Source organism: Corynebacterium otitidis ATCC 51513 (assembly GCF_000296405.1).
Lineage (GTDB): Bacteria > Actinomycetota > Actinomycetes > Mycobacteriales > Mycobacteriaceae > Corynebacterium > Corynebacterium otitidis.
In genome coordinates, this window is sequence record NZ_JH815194.1 from 356215 (window position 1) to 375918 (window position 19704).

Consider the following 19704-nt stretch of genomic DNA (forward strand, 5'->3'; position numbering starts at 1 on the left):
GTTTATTGTGCCTCGCATGACATTTCGCAGGCGGGCGAGACCCGCGACACCGGAGGAGGCCGGTTTCCGCAAGGGGCTGGGCAGGCGTCAGCTGCAGATGATCGCGGTGGGCTCCGCGATCGGCACGGGCCTGTTCCTCGGCACCGGCGCCCGCCTGGAGATCGCCGGCCCGTCGGTCGCGCTCATGTACCTCGTGTGCGGCATCATCGGCTACTTCATCCTGAGGTTCCTCGGCGAGCTCATCGTCTATCGGCCGACCACGGGCTCGTTCGTGTCGTATGCCCGCGAGTTCTACGGCGAGAAGGCCGCGTACGTCTCCGGGTGGATGTACTGGTTCAACTGGGCGATGACCGCGGTGGCCGACGGCACGGCGATCGCGATCTACATCAAGTGGTTCGGCCAGTACAGCGAGTTCATCGCCGGCCTGCCGCAGGGCCTCATCGCGCTCATCGTCGTCGTCACCGTCGTCGGGCTGAACCTGCTGTCTGTCAAGGTCTTCGGGGAGCTGGAGTTCTGGTTCTCCCTCATCAAGATCCTCGCGCTCAGCGGCTTCCTCGTCATCGGCGTCATCTTCGTCATCGTTGGCACCCCCATCGACGAGCCGAGCGGGCTGAGCCTGCTCACCGAGTCCGGCGGCCTCTTCCCCAACGGTGTTATGCCCGCGCTCATAGTCATTCAGGGCGTGGTCTTCGCCTACGCCGGCATCGAGCTCGTCGGCACCGCCTCCGGGGAGGCGAAGAACGCCCGCACGGAGATCCCCAAGGCCGTCAACCTCGTGATGATGCGCATCATCGTGTTCTACTTCGGCTCGGTGCTGCTGCTGTGCCTGCTCATGCCCTACACCGAGTACTCGGCGGGCGAGTCGCCGTTCGTCACGTTCTTCGAGCGCATCGGCGTCGACGCGGCCGCGCCCATCATGCAGCTCATCGTCATCACCGCGGCGTTCTCCTCGCTCAACGCGGGGCTCTACTCCACGGGCCGGATCCTCCACGCGCTCTCGGTGGAGGGCTCCGCCCCGAAGTTCACCGCCCGGGTCTCCGCGAAGGGCGTGCCCACCGGCGGGATCCTCTTCACCGCCGTCGTCGCGCTCTTCGGCGTGGGCCTCAACTACGTCGTGCCCGAGCAGACCTTCGAGATCGTGCTCAACCTCGCGGCGCTGGGCACGATGGCGAGCTGGCTGGCGATCACACTGGCGCACCTGCGCTTCGTCAAGCTCGCGCGGACGACGAGCGAGTACAACCGGCCCGAGTACCGGGCGCCGGGGTACCCGGGGCTCAACTACCTCACGCTCGCGTTCCTCGCCGGGGTCATCGTGCTCATGGCCTTCGACTACCCGGTGGGCTCGTGGACGCTCATCGTCTCGCTGCTCTTCGTCCCGCTGCTCGTCGTCGGCTGGGTCGTCAATCGGCGCCGGATCATGGCCGCGGTCGACGCCCGGCAGGCGCGCAAGGCCGCGTCCTCGCAGGCCACCCCGCCCGAGGGCGACAACCCGGAGGGCGCGCCGCCGGAGCGCACCCCGCCGGAGGCGGCCCCCGGCGGCTAGGCCGCCCGGCCCGCGCGGGCCTCACACCCGCGGGGCACCCGTTTCCTATACCTATCCCTAATCCCTACGTTTCACGGAGGTTTCTTTCCCCATGACCCGCTTCATCGATGTCGACGGCATGACCGACTGGCTCGCGAGCGAGGGCGTCGAGCGCACCATCGCCGGGATGATGGACTACCTCGAGGAAGATTACGCCAACTGGGAGGGCTTCACGAAGATCCCCCGGGTGGCGAACCACTCCCCGCTCGGCGTCATCGAGCTCATGCCCGCCTCGAACGCGACGGAGTACGGCTTCAAGTACGTCAACGGCCACCCCTCGAACCCGGCGCGCGGCTTCCAGACCGTCGTGGCCTTCGGGGTGCTCGCCAACGTCGACAACGGCTACCCCACCTTCCTCGCCGAGATGACCGTGCTCACCGCGCTGCGCACGGCGGCGGCCTCGGGGATGGTGGCGCGCAAGCTCGCCCGGCCCGACTCCAAGGTCCACGCGATGATCGGCTCGGGCTCGCAGTCGGAGTTCCAGGCGCTCGGCATGCGGGCGGCCACGGGCGCCGAGGAGATCCGCTGCTTCGACATCGACGAGAAGGCGATGGAGAAGTTCGAGCAGAACATCGCGCCGCTGGGCTTCCGGGTGACGAAGTGCTCCTCGGCGGCCGAGGCGGTCGAGGGCGCGGACATCGTCACGGTGTGCACCGCGGACAAGGCGACGAACACGATCCTCCACGACGCGGACGTGCGCCCGGGCATGCACCTCAACGCGATCGGCGGGGACTGCCCCGGCAAGACGGAGCTCGACGCGGCGATCTTGAAGCGCGCGGAGGTCTTCGTCGAGTTCCCCGAGCAGACCCGAATCGAGGGCGAGATCCAGCAGATGCCCGAGGACTTCCCCGTGCGCGAGGTGTGGCGGGTGATCACCGGCGAGGACGAGGGCCGCCGCTCGGCCGAGGAGATCACGCTCTTCGACTCGGTGGGCTTCGCGATCAACGACTTCGCGGGCCTGCGCTACGTGCGCGACCACGTCTCGGAGACCCGCTTCGATCAGCACATCAACCTGCTCGCCGAGCCGGAGGACCCGAAGAACCTCTTCTCGCTGGTGCCGCAGCCCGCGCCGCTGCCCCGCTAGGGCCGGGCGACGACTCCCCGACCAGGCGGGCGCTTTATATGCGCTCACCAGGGGGAGCACCCTACCCCCGAGGCGGCCCCCGGGCGGGCCGGGCGGAGTATCCTCGCCCGCCCGCCGGCGGGGACACCCCACTTATGCATTGGCGTTTATGCAGCGTACCGCGCCCCGCCGCGGCGGGGCGACGCCACGCCCCTTCGAGAGCGGCGTCACCCCAGCTCGCAGGACGGGCGTCCTATAATTTTCCACCTTTTGCGTGATGTCCCCCTCACCCAAGATGTGGGGTAGCGTGGCTCAAAACCCCATCGCATCCCCGTTATGTCTTCATCTCAAGGAAGGTCAGGCATGGTCACCAACCCCGCAGAGCTCGCCCCGGCCAACACCTCCGACGTCGACGACGTCGTCGTCGCGGCCGTCGCCCGCGCCCACGACTGGCTGGAGGAGGGCAAGGAGTCCACGAGCGGCTCGCACGCCACCGAGCAGCTCGCCGCGCTCGTGCGCGACCCCAACGGGGTGAGCTTCACCATGGACTTCGTCGACCGGGTCGCCCGCCCGGAGAGCAACAAGGTCGCCGCGAACGCGATGCGCAAGATCACCGAGGCCCCCGACTTCCTCGGCGAGTTCAACAAGGCGCTGCTCAACCTGGGTTCGTTCTTCGCGCCGTACTTCCCGTGGATCGTCATGCCCATGGCGCGGGCGAGGATGCGCCAGATGGTCGGCCACCTCGTCCTCGACGCGGGCTCGCACGCGCTCAACAAACGCCTCGAGGAGGCCAACGCCGAGGGCGTGCAGCTCAATCTCAACCTCCTCGGCGAGGAGGTGCTCGGCGAGAAGGAGGCCAAGGACCGCACCCGCCGCACCATCGAGCTCATCCGCAACCCGAACGTCACGTACGTCTCGGTGAAGGCCTCGAGCCTGTGCTCCCAGCTCAACCACTGGGACTACGACGGCTCGCTCAAGCGGCTCAAGGACCGGCTGCGCCCGGTCTACGAGGAAGCGAAGAAGAACGGCGTCTTCGTCAACCTCGACATGGAGGAGTACCACGACCTCGACCTGACCATCGACCTGTTCAAGGAGATCATCTCCGAGGACGAGTTCAAGGACTTCGAGGCCGGCATCGTGCTGCAGGCCTACCTGCCCGACACGATCTACGCCCTGAAGGACCTCGCGGAGTTCGCCGTCAAGCGCGTCGAGGAGGGCGGCACGCCCATCAAGGTGCGCCTGGTGAAGGGCGCGAACATCTCCATGGAGCGCGTCGAGGGCGAGATCAAGGGCTGGCACCAGGCGCCCTACATGGTCAAGGCCGAGACGGACGCGAACTACTTCCGGCTGCTCGACTTCATCCTCCAGCCCGAGTACGCCGACGCCGTGCACATCGGCGTGGGCTCCCACAACCTCTTCACCTCGGCTCTGGCGTGGGAGCTGGCCACCAAGCGCGGCGTCGAGCGCCAGGTCAACGCGGAGATGCTCCAGGGCATGGCGCCCGCCCAGGCGCGCGCCGTGCACGAGGTCTACGGCGAGCTCATCCTCTACACCCCGGTCGTCAAGCCCGAGGACTTCGACGTCGCGGTGAGCTACCTCGCGCGCCGCCTCGAGGAGAACAGCGACCGGGAGAACTTCCTCTACTCCCTCTTCGCGCCCGCGACGAAGGGCGGCAACCAGCTCACCCCCATGGAGGAGCAGGAGGAGCTCTTCTACCAGGCGGTCAACGACCGCTGGAGCACGTTCGCCGGCCCGGCGCGCGACCAGAACCGCCCCGAGGAGTCCGGCACCCAGGCCGCCGACATCCAGCGCTTCGTCAACGAGCCCGACTCCGACCCAGTCTTCAAGCACAACCGCACCTGGGCGCTCAAGGCTCTCGCGAAGGAGCCCGGCGAGGTCGAGCACGAGGAGATCACCGACGTCGACGCGGTCGACGAGTTCGTCTCCCGCGGCGTGAAGCTCGGCGAGGAGTGGGGAAAGACCTCCGGCGAGGAGCGCGCCGAGGTGCTCCACCGGCTGGCCGACGCGCTCGCCGACGCGCGCCAGGACCTGCTCAGCGTCATGGCGCACGAGGCGGGCAAGACGATCTCCGAGTCCGACCCGGAGGTCTCCGAGGCGATCGACTTCGCGAACTACTACGGCCACAGCGCCGCCGCCCTCGACACGGGCTACACCGCGAAGTTCCACCCCCGCCGCCTCACCGTGGTGGTGCCGCCGTGGAACTTCCCCGTGGCGATCCCCTGCGGCGGGATGCTCGCCGCGCTCGCGGCGGGCAGCGCCGTGATCATCAAGCCCGCCCCGCAGGTCGTGCGCTGCGCGGAGGTCGCCGTCGCGGCGCTGCGCTCCGGGCTTGAGGCCGCGGGCCAGGACCCGGACCTCATCCAGCTCGTGCGCGCCGACGAGGGCGACGCGGGCCGCGCGCTCGTCGACCACGACGACGTCGACCAGGTGATCTTCACCGGCTCCTCGGAGACCGCGGAGCTGTTCCGCGGCTGGGATCCGAAGCTCAACATCTCCGCGGAAACCTCGGGCAAGAACGCGCTCGTCGTCACCGCCTCGGCGGACCCGGACCTCGCGGTCGCGGACCTCTACCAGTCGGCGTTCGGCCACTCCGGCCAGAAGTGTTCGGCGGCCTCGCTGCTCATCCTCGTCGGCGCGGAGGGCGAGTCGAAGCGGTTCATCGACCAGCTCGTCGACGCGGTCAAGACCCTCCAGGTCGGGCCGGGCACGGACATCGCCACGACGATGAACGGGCTCATCGAGCCCCCGGGCGAGAAGCTCAAGCGCGGGCTCACGCAGCTCGACGAGGGCGAGCGCTGGCTCATCAAGCCCCGGCAGCTCGACGCCGAGGGCCGCTTCTGGAGCCCGGGCATCCGCGACAACGTCAAGCCCGGCTCGTGGTTCCACAAGAACGAGTGCTTCGGCCCGGTGCTCGGCATCATGTACGCCGAGGACCTCGACCAGGCGATCGAGTGGCAGAACTCCACCGGCTTCGGGCTCACCGGCGGGATCCACTCCCTCGACAACGAAGAGGTCGCCCACTGGATCGAGCGCGTCGAGGTCGGCAACGCCTACGTCAACAAGGGCATCACCGGCGCGATCGTCCAGCGCCAGTCCTTCGGCGGCTGGAAGCAGTCCGTCGTCGGCCCGGGCGCGAAGGCCGGCGGCCCGAACTACGTGGCCCAGTTCGGCGACTGGGAAGACCAACTCCCCGAGCCGCAGAACATCGACTTGAGCCCCAACGTTCGAGAGATCCTCTCGAACTACCAGGTGCTCGACAAGGACGACCAGCGCTGGCTGTGGCGCGCCGCGGAGAGCGACGCGTACGCGTGGCGCAACGAGTTCGGCATCGATCACGACCCCACGGCGCTGCGCTCCGAGGCGAATATCTTCCGCTACAAGAAGCTCCTCGAGCCGCTGCGGGTGCGCGTCGGGGAGAACTACCGCACCCGCGACGTCGTGCGCATGCTGCTCGGCGCGGCGATCACCGACAGCGAGCTCGACGTCTCCGCGCCGCCGGCCGTCGCCGCGGAGCTTAACCAGCTGGGCGTGTTCGCCCGGCCGGTGTCCAACGAGCGCTTCGCCGTGGAGATCCAGCGCTCGCCCTCGACGAGGGTCCGCACGCTCGGCACGGTGACCGACGACCTCTACGAGGCGGCGGCCGCCTCCCAGTCGGTGGTGCTCGACCAGCCGGTGCTCGCCGACGGGCGCCGCGAGCTTCTGCCCTTCCTCCTCGAGCAGGCGCTGTCTGCGACGATGCACCGCTTCGGCATCATCATGCCGGTCGGCCACATCGAGCGCTAGCCTCCCGCTACATAGGCGAGGTGATGCCACGCCCCGCCCGGCGCGTTCGCGTCGGGCGGGGCGTTAGCGCGCCTCGGCCGCGATATTTCACCCCCACCCGGGGTCGGTGCCGTATCCTTTTTCCATTGCCTTTGGCCTATGCGAGCCAGGGCGCACGGCCATGTCAACCTCAAAGGAAGTGTCCGCATGTCCGACGACCAGAGCAGCCGCCGTTCGAGCGGCGACAACCGGCGCGGGGACTCGCCCGCGAACTACGAGGAGGAGTCGGCGAGCGTCTCCGCGGCGAAGAACCCGAGCCGACTCGCCAAGGAGCAGTTCCGCTACGACTTCCCCGCCACCGTCGAGACCGGCGAGAAGCCCCGCCCCACCCCCGACGACGGGCAGGAGGTCACCGACCGCGCCGCCGTCATCGGCCAGGACGGGCGCTGGGTCGCCGGCTGGGCGCTGCGCATCATCGTCCTCGCCGGCGCGGGCTACCTTCTCTTCAAGGGCCTCGGCCTCATTTGGGTCGGCCTGCTGCCGGTCGTGCTCGCGCTGTTGATCTGCACCGTGCTGTGGCCGCCGGTGCGGGTGCTGCGCGAGAAGGCGCACTTCCCCGCGGCGCTCGCGGTGCTGGTGACGATACTGGGCGCGTTCGCGCTCTTCGCCGCCGTTATCGCGGCGATCGCGCCGTCGGTCGTCAACCAGGTACCCACGCTCGTGCGCCGCGCCGAGGAGGGTATCCAGAGCATCATCGACTGGATGCAGGGCCCGCCGCTCAACCTCGAGCTCGAGCAGCTGCAGAACGCCGTCAACGAGATCGGCACCGTGCTGCAGGAGTCCAGCGGGCAGATCTTCTCCGGGGTGGTCACGGGGCTCTCCACGGCGACGTCCTTCCTCGTCACCGTGTTCGTCACCCTCGTGCTCACGTTCTTCTTCCTCAAGGACGGCCCGAGGTTTTTGCCCTGGCTGCGCAAGTACCTGGGCGGCAACGTCGGCTGGCACCTCACCGAGGTCTTCAGCCGCACGTGGAACACGCTCGCCGGGTTCATCCGCACCCAGGCGATCGTCTCGTTCGTCGACGCGTTCTTCATCGGGCTGGGCCTGGTGATCATGCAGGTGCCGCTCGCGTTCGCGCTCGCGGTCATCACCTTCATCGCGGGCTTCATCCCGATCGTCGGCGCGATCACCGCCGGCGCCCTGGCGGTCGTCGTCGCGCTCGTGACGAACGGCTTCTGGCCGGCGGTCATCGTGCTGGTCATCATCATCGCGGTCCAGCAGCTGGAGAGCAATATCCTCCAGCCCGTGCTGCAGTCCAAGGCGATGAACCTCCACGCCGCGATCGTGCTACTCGCCGTGACGGTGGGCTCCACGCTCTTCGGGATCATCGGCGCGTTCCTCGCGGTGCCCGTCGCGGCGACGCTCGCGGTGTGGCTGCGCTACCACTCCGAGATGGTCGCGCTGCGCGCGGGGGAGATCACCATCGACGACATCAAGATCGACACGGACAACTCGAAGACGAAGAGCACGCTGGAGAGCTTCTCCTCGGTGCGCGACCGCCTCAAGCGGATCGCGACGCGCCGCGACGAGGACGAGGGTGCGGCCGTGCCCGTGGGCCGGCCCTCCGACTAGCGCCCGGGCAACAGCCACGGCCTCGACGATTTCAGGGCCCCGGGGTCACGCAGCGGCGCGGCCCCGGGGCCTGTCGCATGCCCGGTCGAGGGGCCGCCCGGGAGTGGCGCTCCGGGTGGCCCGATTCACGTTGTCGCCGCGGGGCCCGCGGGTATCCTGGGCCGTGCCTCCGCGGGCCGGGGGTGGCGGGAGCCACGCCCACGGCCAGGCGGGGGCGTTTCGACATAGCAAAACCCGCATTCCGATGCGCACGCACGACATTTAAGGGGTTGTGAGTTTTCATGGCTGATCTGCAGGGCAAGAAGCTCGCCGTCCTGGCGACCAACGACTTCGAGGATTCCGAGCTCTCCAGCCCGGTGGACGCGGTCAAGGAGGCCGGCGGCGAGGCGGCGATCATCGCGCCCGAGGCGGGCACGATCACCGGCAAGCACGGCGCCGAGTTCGACGTCGACCTCACCTCCGCCGAGGCGAAGGCCAGCGACTTCGACGCGCTGCTGCTGCCCGGCGGCACGGGCAACGCCGACGCGCTGCGCCTCGATGAGGGCGCCGTCGCTTTCGTCAAGGAGTTCGCCGGCTCGGAGCGGCCGCTCGCGGCGATCTGCCACGGCGCGTGGATCCTCACCGACGCCGACGTCGTCAAGGGCAAGACGCTCACCTCCTTCCCCTCCCTCCAGACCGACCTGCGCAACGCGGGCGCGACCTGGGTCGACGAGGAGGTTCATGTCGATGGGCAGCTCATTAGCTCGCGCACGCCGAAGGACCTGCCGGCGTTCAACAACGCGCTCGTCGAGGCGCTGAGCTAGCGCCCCGGCGCCCGGGCCCGCGGCCGGGCCTCGCCCCGACCGCGGGCCCTTCTTTATCGCCGAAAAACCGTACGTGCGTACCGTTATTAGGGATCGTTTCCAACTAGCGAAAGAGGTAAAACCCATGGCCACCATGCGCGCCGCCCGCGCGAACTTCTCCGGAGAGAAGCCCGAGCTCAGCATCCAGGACGTCGAGGTGCCTACCCCCGGCGCCGGCGAGGTCCTCGTCAAGGTCAAGTCCGCCGGCGTGTGCCTCTCCGACGTGCACATCCTCAGCGGCGACCTTAAGCCGCCCTACCTCGACGGCGACGAGGTCACCCTCGGCCACGAGATCGCCGGCGTCATCGACTCCGTCGGCGAGGGCGTCGACTCCGATCGCGAGGGCGAGCGGATCGTCGTGCGCGCCGGCTATCGGGACGATAAGGGCCGCACCATCACCCAGGGCCTCGACTACGACGGCGGCTGGGCCGAGTACACGGTCATCCCCGCCGAGTGCGCCATCCAGATCCCCGACACCATCGACTTCGACGTCGCCTGCATCATCCCCGACGCGGTCTCCACCCCGTGGTCGGCGGTCTTCCACACCGCCGAGGCCAAGCCCGGCCAGGCCGTCGGCGTGTGGGGCGTGGGCGGCCTCGGCGTGCACGCCGTGAAGCTGCTGCGCGTCCTCGGCGTCGCCCCGATCATCGCCATCGACCCCGCCGAGACGCCCCGCAAGCGCGCCGAGGAGTACGGCGCCGACTACGTGCTCGACTCCTCCGCCGAGGACTTCGACGAGCAGATCGACATGATCACCGACGGCAAGGGCCTCGACCTCGCGTTCGACTTCGCCGGCGTCCCGCCGGTGCGCAAGCAGGCCCTCGGGGTCCTCGGGCGCAAGGGCCGGCTCATCATCGTCGGCATCGCCGGCAAGCCCATCGAGATCCCCGACGACATGACCTTCCAGCTCAACCGCCAGGAGGTCGTCGGCCACTACGGCTCGGTCGGCTCCGCGATGCAGGAGCTCGTCGACCTCATCGGCTACAAGCGCGCCGACTTCAGCGACTCGATCACCGCCACGCTGCCGCTCTCCGAGGCGAAGCAGGCGGTCCACAACCTCGAGAACAAGGTCGGCGACCCGATCCGCATCGTCCTCCACCCCGAGGACGACTAAGCCGTCCCGACCCAACCCGCAGAAGGGCGGGGGCCGTAACGGACGCAGAAAAGCGGGGCGCCCGCGGGAGTTTCACCCGCGGGCGCCCCGCCTCGTTGTAATTTACGGCCGGCGCGCCCCGCCTCCATAAAACCGGGCGCGCTACCGTGGCCGGGGTGCTAGCGGTGCGCGTCGGCCGCCTCGGACTCAGACTCGGCGCCAGCCGAGGACTCTGCGGCCTCCTCGCCGAAGCCCTGCTGCTCCTTGTCCTTCTCGTGCTTGCGGTTGTAGAGGTAGCCCGCCAGCGTGGAGCCCAGGCCCACGACGATGACGAGGACGCGCACGACGTTGTTCGCGGTGTCGCCCACGCCCGCGGCCTCGAGGACGTCCGGCAGGTTGAGGACGATGAGCAGCGTGCCGACCACGCCGCCGAGCGCGGCCGGGTTGATCTTCGTGACGATGTACGCGGCGAGCGGCGCGGCGATGACGCCGCCGGCGAGCAGCGCGAGGATCGCGGTGCCGTACTCGAGGATCTCCTCGCGCAGCCCGTAGACGAAGCCGAGCACCGCGGCCAGCGTGACGAGGAACTCCGAGGCGCTCACCGTTCCGATGACCTTGCGCGGCTCGTCCTTGCCCACGGCCAGGAGCGTCGACGTCGTCGTCGGGCCCCAGCCGCCGCCACCGGTCGAGTCGATGAACCCGCCGAAGACGCCCAGCACGCCGAGGAAGCCCCGGTTGTGGTGCGCGTTCTTCGTCGGCGCGGGCGACCAGCCGCGCACGAAGCGGGCCATGAGGAACAGGCCGATCCCGGTGAGGATGAGGCCCATGATCGGGGTCGCGGCCTCGGTGGAGATATTCGACAGGAACGTCGCGCCCGCGAACGCGCCGACCGCGCCCGGCACCGCGAGCCAGAGGACAATCCCCCACTTCACGTTGCCGAAGCGCCAGTGGCTCAAACCGGAGACGAACGTCGTGCCGAGCTCCGCGACGTGCACCGAGGCGCTCGCCGCGGCGGGCGCGAGACCCGCGAAGCTGATGAGGAACGAGGTGGAGACGACGCCAAAGCCCATGCCGAGGCCGCCGTCGACGAGCTGGGCCAAAAGCCCGGCTAGCGCGATGAGAATCAGGGAAGGCATGTGAGTACTACCAAGCTCTTTCTGTTTTCCGCCCCGCCTCAGGCGGGGCGGGCGTTAGTGCTCCCGGGCGGCGGGCCTGGCGCCGCCCTAGGCGTTGCTGGTTATCGATAGGGCCGACCGGAAGCGGCCGGCGAGGAGGCGGGCGAGGCGGGTGCCCAGCGCCGGGGAGGCGCCCCACCGGCACTCGCCCTCCGGACACTGTGCGACGTGCCCGGCAGCCTCGTCGAGCAATCGACCATCCGTGACAAAAAGGGGCAGCAGGTGCGCCGCGCGGCAGTTGCGCGACACCTCGTCGAGCGCGGCGGTGCCGCCGGCGGCCCGGCCGGTGGCCTGCACCGGGGTGCACGGGGCGCCGGCGAGCTCACCGACGCGGGCCGCGAGTCCCGCCACGGCCTCGGTCGCGGCCCTGCTCGACGAGCCCACCGAGTAGAGCACGAGCGTTGCCCCCGGCTCCGCGTCCTCGGCGGCGACGCCGGCGAGCAGCCGGGCGACGTCGTCTCCCGTGCCGATCGGCTCGGCGACCTCGACGTCGACGCCGGCCTCATTTCGGGCGCGCTCGGCGGCCTTGGGCAGGTCCGAGGTGAGGTGGAACGCCGAGGTGAACAGCAGCGGGGCGAACACCACCCGCTCGTGGCCGGCGGCCGCGGCGGCGCGCGCGGCGGACACCGGGTCGGGCTCCTGGAAGTCGAGGTAGGCCGGGGTCACCTCGGCGCCGAGCAGCGCGCCCGCCGCGCTAGAAAGCGCCGCGACGCCCTCCTCCCCGCGGCGGCGCCTCGTGCCGTGCGCGACGGTGATGAGCCCGGCCACGGCGGCTTAGCCCCTCGCCCCGGTGAGGTGGAGGCCGACGAGCCCCGCGGCGAGCGTGTCGCCGGTGGCCTGGTCGGCCAGCAGGAACGCGCCGACCGCGCCGCGCGCGGCGTAGTCCTCCACGGGCAGGGGCCGCTGCAGCTCGACGGTGGCGTGCGCGATGTCGTTGAGCTTCAGCTCGCCGGGGTCCTCCTCGGCGACGCCGCCGTCGAGGTCGACGGTGTCGTCGATGGAGGTGATCCGCGCCGCGGTCGTCGCGGGCCCGTAGCGCAGCGTGAGCCGCTGGCGGGGCCGCACGCCCGCCTCGCCGAGCCCGACGAGCGTCGCCGAAATCCTGCGGGTCGGCTCGGGGCGCGTGCCCGCGGAGATGAGGTCCCCGCGCGCGAGGTCGACGTCCTCATCGAGGCGCAGCGTCACCGACTCGCCGGCCACGGCGCTCGAGGCGGGGCCGTCGGGGGTGTCGACGTGGGTGACCCGAGCCGAGCGCCCCTCGGGCAGCGCGACCTCGTCGCCCACGGCGATAGCGCCGGCGGCGACGCGCCCGGCGTAGCCGCGGTAGTCGGTCTCGTGCTCGCGGATGACGTACTGCACGGGGAAGCGGAAGTCGAGGGCGGCGGCCTCGGCGCGCTCGACCGGCAGCGTCTCGAGCAGCTCGAGGACGGTCTCGCCGCCATACCACGGGGTGCGCTCGGATCGCTGCGCGACGTTGTCGCCGCCGAGCGCGGAGATTGGCACCGCCTTCGCCGTGCCGATGCCCAGCCGGGCTGCGATGGAGACGAACTCGGACTCGATGCCGCGGAAGACCTGCTCGTCGAAGTCGACGAGGTCGATCTTGTTCACCGCGAGGACGACCTGGTCGACGCCGAGCAGCGCCGCGGCGGAAAGGTGCCGCTTGGTCTGCTCGACGACGCCGTTGCGCGCGTCGACGAGCAGGACGACGAGCTGCGCGGTCGACATGCCGGTGACGGTGTTGCGGGTGTACTGCACATGCCCGGGCGTGTCCGCGAGGATGAAGGTGCGCTTCTCCGTCGCGAAGTAGCGGTAGGCCACATCAATGGTGATGCCCTGCTCGCGCTCGGCGCGCAGGCCGTCGACGAGCAGGGAGAAGTCCAGCCCGCCGGGGAAGCCGCGCTCCTTCGAGGAGCGCTCCACCGCGTCGAGCTGGTCGGCGAGCACCGAGTGGGTGTCGTGGAGCAGCCGGCCAACGAACGTCGACTTCCCGTCGTCGACGGAGCCGGCGGTGCACAGCCGAAGCGTGTCGCGCGCGGCGAGGTCCACCCCGCCGGCGACGCTGGTCACGGGAGCGCTCATCTCTTAGAAGTACCCTTCCTTCTTTCGGTCCTCCATCGCCGACTCGCTCAGCCGGTCGTCGGCGCGCGTCGCGCCGCGCTCGGTGAGCGTCGAGGTGGCGATCTCCTCGATGACCTCCTCGACGGTGGAGGCGGTCGACTCGACCGCGCCGGTGCACGACATGTCGCCGACGGTGCGGTAGCGCACGGTGCGCCGCTCGAGCTGCTCGTCGCCGCGCGGCCCGCCCCACTCGCCGGGGGTGAGCCACATCCCGTCGCGGCGGAATACGTCGCGCTCGTGCGCGAAGTAGATCGGCGGCAGCTCGATGCCGCGGCTGCCGATGTATTCCCACACGTCCGACTCGGTCCAGTTGGAGATCGGGAAGACGCGGATGTTTTCGCCGGGCTGGTGGCCGCCGTTGTAGAGGCTCCACAGCTCGGGCCGCTGGCGGCGCGGGTCCCAGCCGCCGAACGAGTCGCGCACGGAGAAAACCCGCTCCTTCGCCCGGGAGCGCTCCTCGTCGCGGCGCGCGCCGCCGATCACCGCGTCGTAGCCGCGGTCCTCGATCGTCTCGACGAGCGGCACGGTCTGCAGCGGGTTGCGGGTGCCGTCGGGCCGCTCCTTGAGCTCGCCGCGGTCGATCCAGTCCTGCACCTTCGCCACGTGGAGGCGCACCCCGGCCTCCTCGACGACTCGGTCGCGGAAGTCGAGGACCTCGGGGAAGTTGTGGCCGGTATCGACGTGGAGCAGCTCGAACGGCACGGCCGCGGGGCGGAACGCCCGCTTGGCGAGCTCGAGGACGACGACCGAGTCCTTGCCCCCGGAGAACAGCAGCGCCGGCCGGTCGAACTGGCCGGCGACCTCGCGGAGGATGTAGATGGACTCGCTCTCGAGCTCCCTTAAGTGCGGGGAGAGCGGCGAGGCGCCTCCCGTCGTCGTGGTGGTGATCGTTGCCGTCATTGGTGCAGCCCGCATTCCGTCTTCGCGGAGAACGCCCAGCGGCCCGCCCGCGGGTCGTCGCCCTCGCTCACCGGCAGCGTGCACGTCGCGCAGCCGATCGAGGGGTAGCCCTGGTGGGTCAGGGGGTTCTCGATGAGGTCGTTGTCGTCGATGTAGTCCTGCGTGTCCTCTAAGGTCCACGTGACGATCGGGGAGATCTTCAGCCGCCCGGTCTGGTCGAGGGAGAGCGCCGGCGCGTTCTTCCTCGTCGGCCCGTCGGCGCGGCGCAACCCCGTCACCCACGCGGCGTAGCCCGACAGGTAGCGGGCGAGCGGCTCGACCTTGCGCATCCGGCAGCAGGCCGTGGGGTTGGAGCGGTAGAGGTTCGGCCCGTAGGTCTTGTCCTGCTCCGCGCGAGAGAGGATCGCGCGGGCGCGCACGAGCTTCTGCTCGTAGCGGCGCTCGACCTTATCGGCGACCTCTAAGGTCTCGTCGAAGTGGTACTCGGTGTCGAGGAAGAGGAACTCGGCGCGCGGCGCGTGGCGGGCGGCGAGCTCGGCGAGCACGGTGTTCTCCATGGAGAGCGTCACCGCGATCTTGCCGGGCACGTGCTCGTTCGCCCACTCCATGATCTCCGGGGCGCTCGCCTCGTAGAGCTCGTCGGCGTAGCGCGCGACGAGCCGCTCGTTCTCGCGGGCGACCTCGTCGCTGAGCGGCTCGGTCTCCCTCCGCCCCTCGGGAGAGACCTCCGGGTCGCGGTAGTTTCCCGCGCCCCCGCCTAAAAGGTTGACTGTGGCCACCGTGTGGCTTTCTCCTTTCCGATTCACTCCGCCCGGCGAAGCACCTGGCGGCCGGCGTGGCGCTTCAGCGAGCGCTCGAGCGCCTCGTGGGTGGAGTCCACGGGGTTGGGGCGAACCTCCGGGTCGTCCTGGCCATGGAACTTCACCTCGAAGACGCGCAGGCACTCGCCGCACTTCCAGCCGAAGTCGGTGATCTCGTTGGGCACGAGGTCCTCGCCGGCGCAGTACGGGCAGTGCGTGGGGAAGTTGCGGTTCGGGTTGGGCTTGCGACGAATGCTCATCGCAGGTCGTCCTCCGGGGCGCGCGCCACCCACTCGCGGAACAGCTCCCCGTCGTTGGACTTCTCCTTGAAGTTCCCGACGACGCGCGCGACGTAGTCGTTGAGCTCGGTGGCGAGCACCTTGTGGCCCTTGAGCTTGCGCCCGAAGTTCTGGTCCAGGCTCATCGAGCCGCCGAGGTGCACCTGGAAGCCCTCGACCTTGTTGCCGTCGTCGTCGGTGACGACCTGGCCCTTGAGCCCGATGTCGGAGACCTGGGTGCGGGCGCAGGCGTTGGGGCAGCCGTTGATGCCGATGGTGATCGGCGTGTCGAGGTCCCCGATGCGCTCCTCGAGCTCGTCGACGAGCTCGATGCCGTAGGCCTTCGTCGTCGTGTAGGCGAGCTTGCAGAACTCCAGGCCGGTGCACGTCATGATCCCGCGGCGGAACTCGCTGGGCTGCGGGTAGAGGCCGGCGTCCGCGAGGTCGCGGGAGAGCGGGTTGATCTCCTCGCGCTCGACGTCGAGGAACAACAGCTCCTTGGCGTTCGTCGTGCGGATCCGCTCGACGCCGTGGGCCTCGGCGATATCGGCGATCTCGATGAGCTGCTCGCCGGTGAGGTGCCCGACCGTGGGCTTCACCCCGAGGTAGAAGCGCCCGTCCTTCTGCTCGTGGACGCCGATGTGGTCGCGCCCGCCGGGGCGGGTCTCGACCTTCGGCCCGTCGATGAGCGGCTCGTCCAAATACTCGTCTTCGAGGATGCGGCGGAACTTCTCGATCCCCCACTCCTTGACGAGGAACTTGATGCGCGCCCGGTTGCGCAGCCGCCGGAAGCCGTAGTCGCGGAACAGCAGCGCGACCGCGTGCCACACCTCGGCGACGCGCTCGAGCGGGATCCACGCGCCCAGCGGCTGCCCGATCATCGGGTTGGTCGACAGGCCCCCGCCGACGAAGCACTCGAACCCCGGGCCGTGCTCGGGGTGCACGGAGGCGACGAACCCGATGTCCTGGATCTCGTGGTTGACGTCCTGGCGGGCGTTGCCGGAGATGCCCGTCTTGTACTTGCGCGGCAGATTCGCCAGGTCCTCGTCGCCTAAGTACTTCTCGTGGATCTCGTCGATCGCCGGGGTCGCGTCGATGACCTCGTCGGCGGCGATCCCCGCCACCGGGGAGCCCATGATGACGCGCGGCACGTCGCCGCAGGCCATGATCGTCGTGAGCCCCACCGCCTCTAAGCGCTCCCAGATCTCGGGCACGTCCTCGATCTCGATCCAGTGGAGCTGCACGTTCTGCCGGTCGGTGAGGTCCGCCGTGGAGCGCGCGAAGTCCCGCGAGATCTCCCCGATGGTGCGCACCCGCTCCGGGTTGAGCTGCCCGCCGTCGATGCGGACCCGCATCATGAAGTAGTGGTCCTGCATCTCGGAGTTATCGATCTGCTTCGTGTACTCCCCGCCAAGGTCCTGCCGGCGCTGCGTGTAGATGCCCAGCCACTTGAACCGCGGCGCGAGGTCCTCCGCGGGGATCGAGTCGAAGCCCTCCTTGGAGTAGGTGTCGATGACCCGCTGCTTGACCGCGAACGCGGCCTCCTCCTGCTTGAGCTCCTCCTCGTGGTTGAGCGGCTTCGTGCCGTCGATCTTCCACTGCCCCTCGGGTTTCTTCGCCCTCGGCTTCCGCGTCCGCGTCGCGGGGGACGTGGGTGCCATACGCCACCCTCCTTAGGGATCGTGCGGTAGACATGAATGGTGTCACCTGTTTCTAACAGACAATGCGGTCTACCACAATTGCACCGCTCGACACGCCCCGGGAAGACCCAGGATCGCCCGCATCGCGGCCGCGGCCACCTGCCGCTATCCGGCGCAGCGGCGCGTGAATAGTTTTCGCGATCGGGCCCCGCCGCCACCCCGACCGGGCGCCGACGAAAGATTGATACCCGCGTCACATACCGCACGGTCTACCTGGGCCGGGGCAGCGCCGCGGGATCCTCGAGGCCGGCCCCGGACACGGGAAAGCCGGCCCGGGCGCGGGGAGTTCCCGCCGCCCGGGCCGGCCGTCGCGCCCTAGCGCGTTTTCTCGGGTTTCGGCCTTAGGCCTCCTGCTGGCGCCGGGAGGCGACCAGCCCGGCCGCGCCCGCCGCGCTCAGCGCGAGGCCGAAGGCGAGGACGCCGAGCACCCCGGACACGCCCGTCGAGGCGAGCGAACCGCTCCCGGCGCCCGCCTGCGCGGAGCCGTCCCGCGGCGCGGGGGCCGGCTGGCCCGTGGCACCGCCGTCCTTCCTCGCCGCGTCGCCCTCGCCCGGCTGGGTGGCGTCGCCGCGCGGCTCGTCGCCAGCGGCGCCGTCGTTCTGGCCGTCCCCGGAGCCGTCGTCGGTCGGCTCGTCGGTCGCGCCGGGCTCGGTGCCCGGGCCGTCGGTCGGCGGGGCCGCGCCCTCGGCCGGGGCGATCTCGACGGGCAGGCCGATGTCGGTGCCCGCGTCGGTCGTGACCCGCAGGACGTGGGCGCCCGCCGCGTCGGCGGGCAGCGTGAGCCGCACCGTCGCGGTGCCGGCCTCGCCGTGGCCCGGCTCGCCGAGCGACTGGTCGATCTCGGCGCTCGCGGTGGCACCCGCGAGCTCGACGGTCGCCTGGGTGGCGCGCGGGTCGACGCTGTAAATCAGCGAGGACAGCGCGAGCTCCACCTCGGAGCCGGCGCGCAGCTCCCCGTCGGTGATCGTCACGCCCACCCCGGCCTGGCCGGAGCGCGGCGTGAGGTCCTCGGCGTGCGCCTCGAGGTAGTCGATGAACAGCTGCACGTCGATGAGCCCCGTGGAGGGCAGGTCCGGCCCCTCGCTCAGCGCGGTGAACCCGTCGCCGCCGTTAAGGAGGAACGTCGACGCCGCGACCGTGTAGGTGGCCTCACGGTCGACGGGCTTGCCGTCGATATTGATATTCGTGACCTTCTCGCCCAGCGGCTTGGCCGGGTCGTAGGTCCAGTCGACGTTGTTCGACACGCCGAGGTTGAGCACCGGGCGGTCCGCCTCCGGGCCCTTCCACTGCTGCTCGAAGGCGCGGTAGAGCTGATCGCCGGTGAGCTCGGTGTAGGTGACGTCGTTGTTGAACGGCTGCACCGCGAACGCGTCGGCGTAGGTGATCTCCCCCGCCGGCAGGTCGGCGCGCACGCCGCCAGCATTGTTGAGGCCGATATCCGCGGTCACCGCGGTGTTGTTCGTAATCCCCTCGCGCGCCACGTCGGCGATGAGGTTGTTCAGCGTCGACTCGGTGCCGCGGTTCGAGCCCGGCCGCGCGCCCTCCTGCGTGCCGCGGTAGAACGACTCCTCGATCGTCGCGACAACCCGCTGCCCCTCGACCTCGGCGGCAGCCTCGGCCTGGGCAACGAGCTCCGCGATCTCCGGGTCGGGCTCGCCGCACGCGGCGATCTCCTCCGGACCGAGCACATCGGCGCGGGTGACGGTCACCTCGCCGGCCTCGTCGACCTCGCCCTCGACGATCGCGAGGTTCTCGCTGTAGCTACCCGCCTGCAGCACCAGCGGGGAGACGCTCGGGTCGATCGGCGGGACGACGTGGGTGTGACCCGCGAAGACGATATCGACGTTCTCGCCGAAGGCGGAGGGATCGGAAACGCCCTCGTGGATCAGGCTCACCACGAGGTCCGCCTGGTCGGCGGCCTTGATCTCGTCGGCGATCTCGCGGGTGACGCTCGCCGCGTCCGCGAACTCGATGCCCGCGATGCCGGCGGGGTCGACGATCTGGGCGGTCTCGTCGGTGACCGTGCCGATGAACGTGACCCGCAGGCCACCGAGCGTCGTCGACCACGTCGCCGGAAGGAGCTCCTCGTCGCGGCCGTTGACGTTCGCCGCGAGGATCGGATAGTCGGAGCGCGGCACGATGCGCCCGACGAGGTCGTCGTAGCCCTGGTCGAACTCGTGGTTACCCACCGCGGTCACCTCGACACCGAGGGCGTTGAGGATGTCGAGGGTGGGCTCGTCGTTCTGGATCGCGGAGTTAAACGGCGTGCCGCCGACGTTGTCGCCCGAGGAGGTCAGCACCGAGTTCTTGCCTCGGGACTCCTCGTCGATCTGGCACTTGAGCAGCGCCGCGCCGGGCTCGTCCTCGGTGCGGGAGAAGTGCCCGTGGAAGTCGGTGATGTTGGTGATCTGGAAGGTGCGCTCGGCGCCCTCCTGGGGGCGCTTCGGCTCGCCGTGGGCGTGCTGCGGGCCGGTGGGAACCGCGCCCGCCTCCTGCGCCCCGGCGAGCGGGGCGGCGACCAGCGCGCCGCCCGCCACCGCAAGCGCCGCCACGCCGGCCGCGACGCCTCGCAGCCCGGTCCTGATGGAACTCACTGTAGATATACCGCCTTTTTCTCGCGTGGTGCCGATAGAGAAAGCCTGATTCCCGCCGACTCGCGGCCGGATCACAGCCAAAATTACGTCATCCACCTGCTGGTTTCCAGCGATCTGCCGACGATACTTTCCGGTATAAACTTC

14 protein-coding genes are annotated in these 19704 nt (G+C 69.9%); 6 read left to right on the top strand and 8 right to left on the bottom strand.

The features are described from left to right. Positions 1–16: 16 nt before the first annotated feature. The 6 genes from HMPREF9719_RS07005 to HMPREF9719_RS07030 all read left to right on the top strand — a co-directional run bounded on the left by HMPREF9719_RS07005 (position 17) and on the right by HMPREF9719_RS07030 (position 10016). A complete protein-coding gene (locus HMPREF9719_RS07005; protein WP_202802571.1) occupies positions 17–1543 on the top strand; it encodes an amino acid permease in 1527 nt (508 codons plus the stop codon). A gap of 91 nt (positions 1544–1634) precedes the next feature. After that, complete coding sequence (locus HMPREF9719_RS07010) at positions 1635–2666, top strand: ornithine cyclodeaminase (protein WP_004601296.1); 1032 nt, start codon at positions 1635–1637, stop codon at positions 2664–2666. Between the two features lie 342 nt (positions 2667–3008). Next, positions 3009–6449, top strand: coding sequence for a proline dehydrogenase family protein (locus HMPREF9719_RS07015; RefSeq protein ID WP_004601297.1), 3441 nt, complete (start codon positions 3009–3011; stop codon positions 6447–6449). A 186-nt stretch (positions 6450–6635) separates the two neighbouring features. Beyond that, complete coding sequence (locus tag HMPREF9719_RS07020) at positions 6636–8060, top strand: AI-2E family transporter (protein WP_004601298.1); 1425 nt, start codon at positions 6636–6638, stop codon at positions 8058–8060. 281 nt (positions 8061–8341) lie between these two features. Then, entirely contained in the window at positions 8342–8863 is a 522-nt protein-coding gene (locus tag HMPREF9719_RS07025) for a type 1 glutamine amidotransferase domain-containing protein (protein WP_004601299.1), read from the top strand. Between the two features lie 124 nt (positions 8864–8987). After that, on the top strand, positions 8988–10016 hold the full coding sequence (locus HMPREF9719_RS07030; RefSeq protein WP_004601300.1) for a zinc-binding dehydrogenase: 1029 nt from the start codon (positions 8988–8990) through the stop codon (positions 10014–10016). Between the two features lie 158 nt (positions 10017–10174). Here the strand turns inward: HMPREF9719_RS07030 and HMPREF9719_RS07035 are convergent, their stop codons facing one another. The 8 genes from HMPREF9719_RS07035 to HMPREF9719_RS07070 form a co-directional block, all read right to left on the bottom strand. Continuing rightward, positions 10175–11131, bottom strand: coding sequence for a sulfite exporter TauE/SafE family protein (locus tag HMPREF9719_RS07035; protein ID WP_004601301.1), 957 nt, complete (start codon positions 11129–11131; stop codon positions 10175–10177). Between the two features lie 87 nt (positions 11132–11218). Continuing rightward, on the bottom strand, positions 11219–11938 hold the full coding sequence (locus HMPREF9719_RS07040; RefSeq protein ID WP_004601302.1) for a sirohydrochlorin chelatase: 720 nt from the start codon (positions 11936–11938) through the stop codon (positions 11219–11221). A gap of 6 nt (positions 11939–11944) precedes the next feature. After that, positions 11945–13249 (bottom strand): sulfate adenylyltransferase subunit 1, encoded by a 1305-nt coding sequence (locus HMPREF9719_RS07045; RefSeq protein ID WP_004601303.1) that lies wholly within the window; start codon positions 13247–13249, stop codon positions 11945–11947. A 3-nt stretch (positions 13250–13252) separates the two neighbouring features. Next, the gene (gene cysD / locus HMPREF9719_RS07050) at positions 13253–14188 is read right to left on the bottom strand and encodes a sulfate adenylyltransferase subunit CysD (protein WP_004601304.1); all 936 of its coding nucleotides are present in this window, start codon (positions 14186–14188) and stop codon (positions 13253–13255) included. Further along, positions 14185–14967, bottom strand: coding sequence for a phosphoadenylyl-sulfate reductase (locus tag HMPREF9719_RS07055; RefSeq protein ID WP_004601305.1), 783 nt, complete (start codon positions 14965–14967; stop codon positions 14185–14187). The genes cysD and HMPREF9719_RS07055 overlap by 4 nt, the downstream gene beginning before the upstream one ends. A gap of 23 nt (positions 14968–14990) precedes the next feature. Next, entirely contained in the window at positions 14991–15248 is a 258-nt protein-coding gene (locus HMPREF9719_RS07060) for a hypothetical protein (protein WP_004601306.1), read from the bottom strand. Further along, positions 15245–16927 carry a nitrite/sulfite reductase gene (locus tag HMPREF9719_RS07065; RefSeq protein ID WP_004601307.1) on the bottom strand — a complete coding sequence of 561 codons (1683 nt, stop codon included), beginning with the start codon at positions 16925–16927 and terminating at the stop codon, positions 15245–15247. The genes HMPREF9719_RS07060 and HMPREF9719_RS07065 overlap by 4 nt, the downstream gene beginning before the upstream one ends. A gap of 380 nt (positions 16928–17307) precedes the next feature. Then, positions 17308–19560 carry a 5'-nucleotidase C-terminal domain-containing protein gene (locus HMPREF9719_RS07070; protein ID WP_004601308.1) on the bottom strand — a complete coding sequence of 751 codons (2253 nt, stop codon included), beginning with the start codon at positions 19558–19560 and terminating at the stop codon, positions 17308–17310. Positions 19561–19704 lie beyond the last annotated feature (144 nt).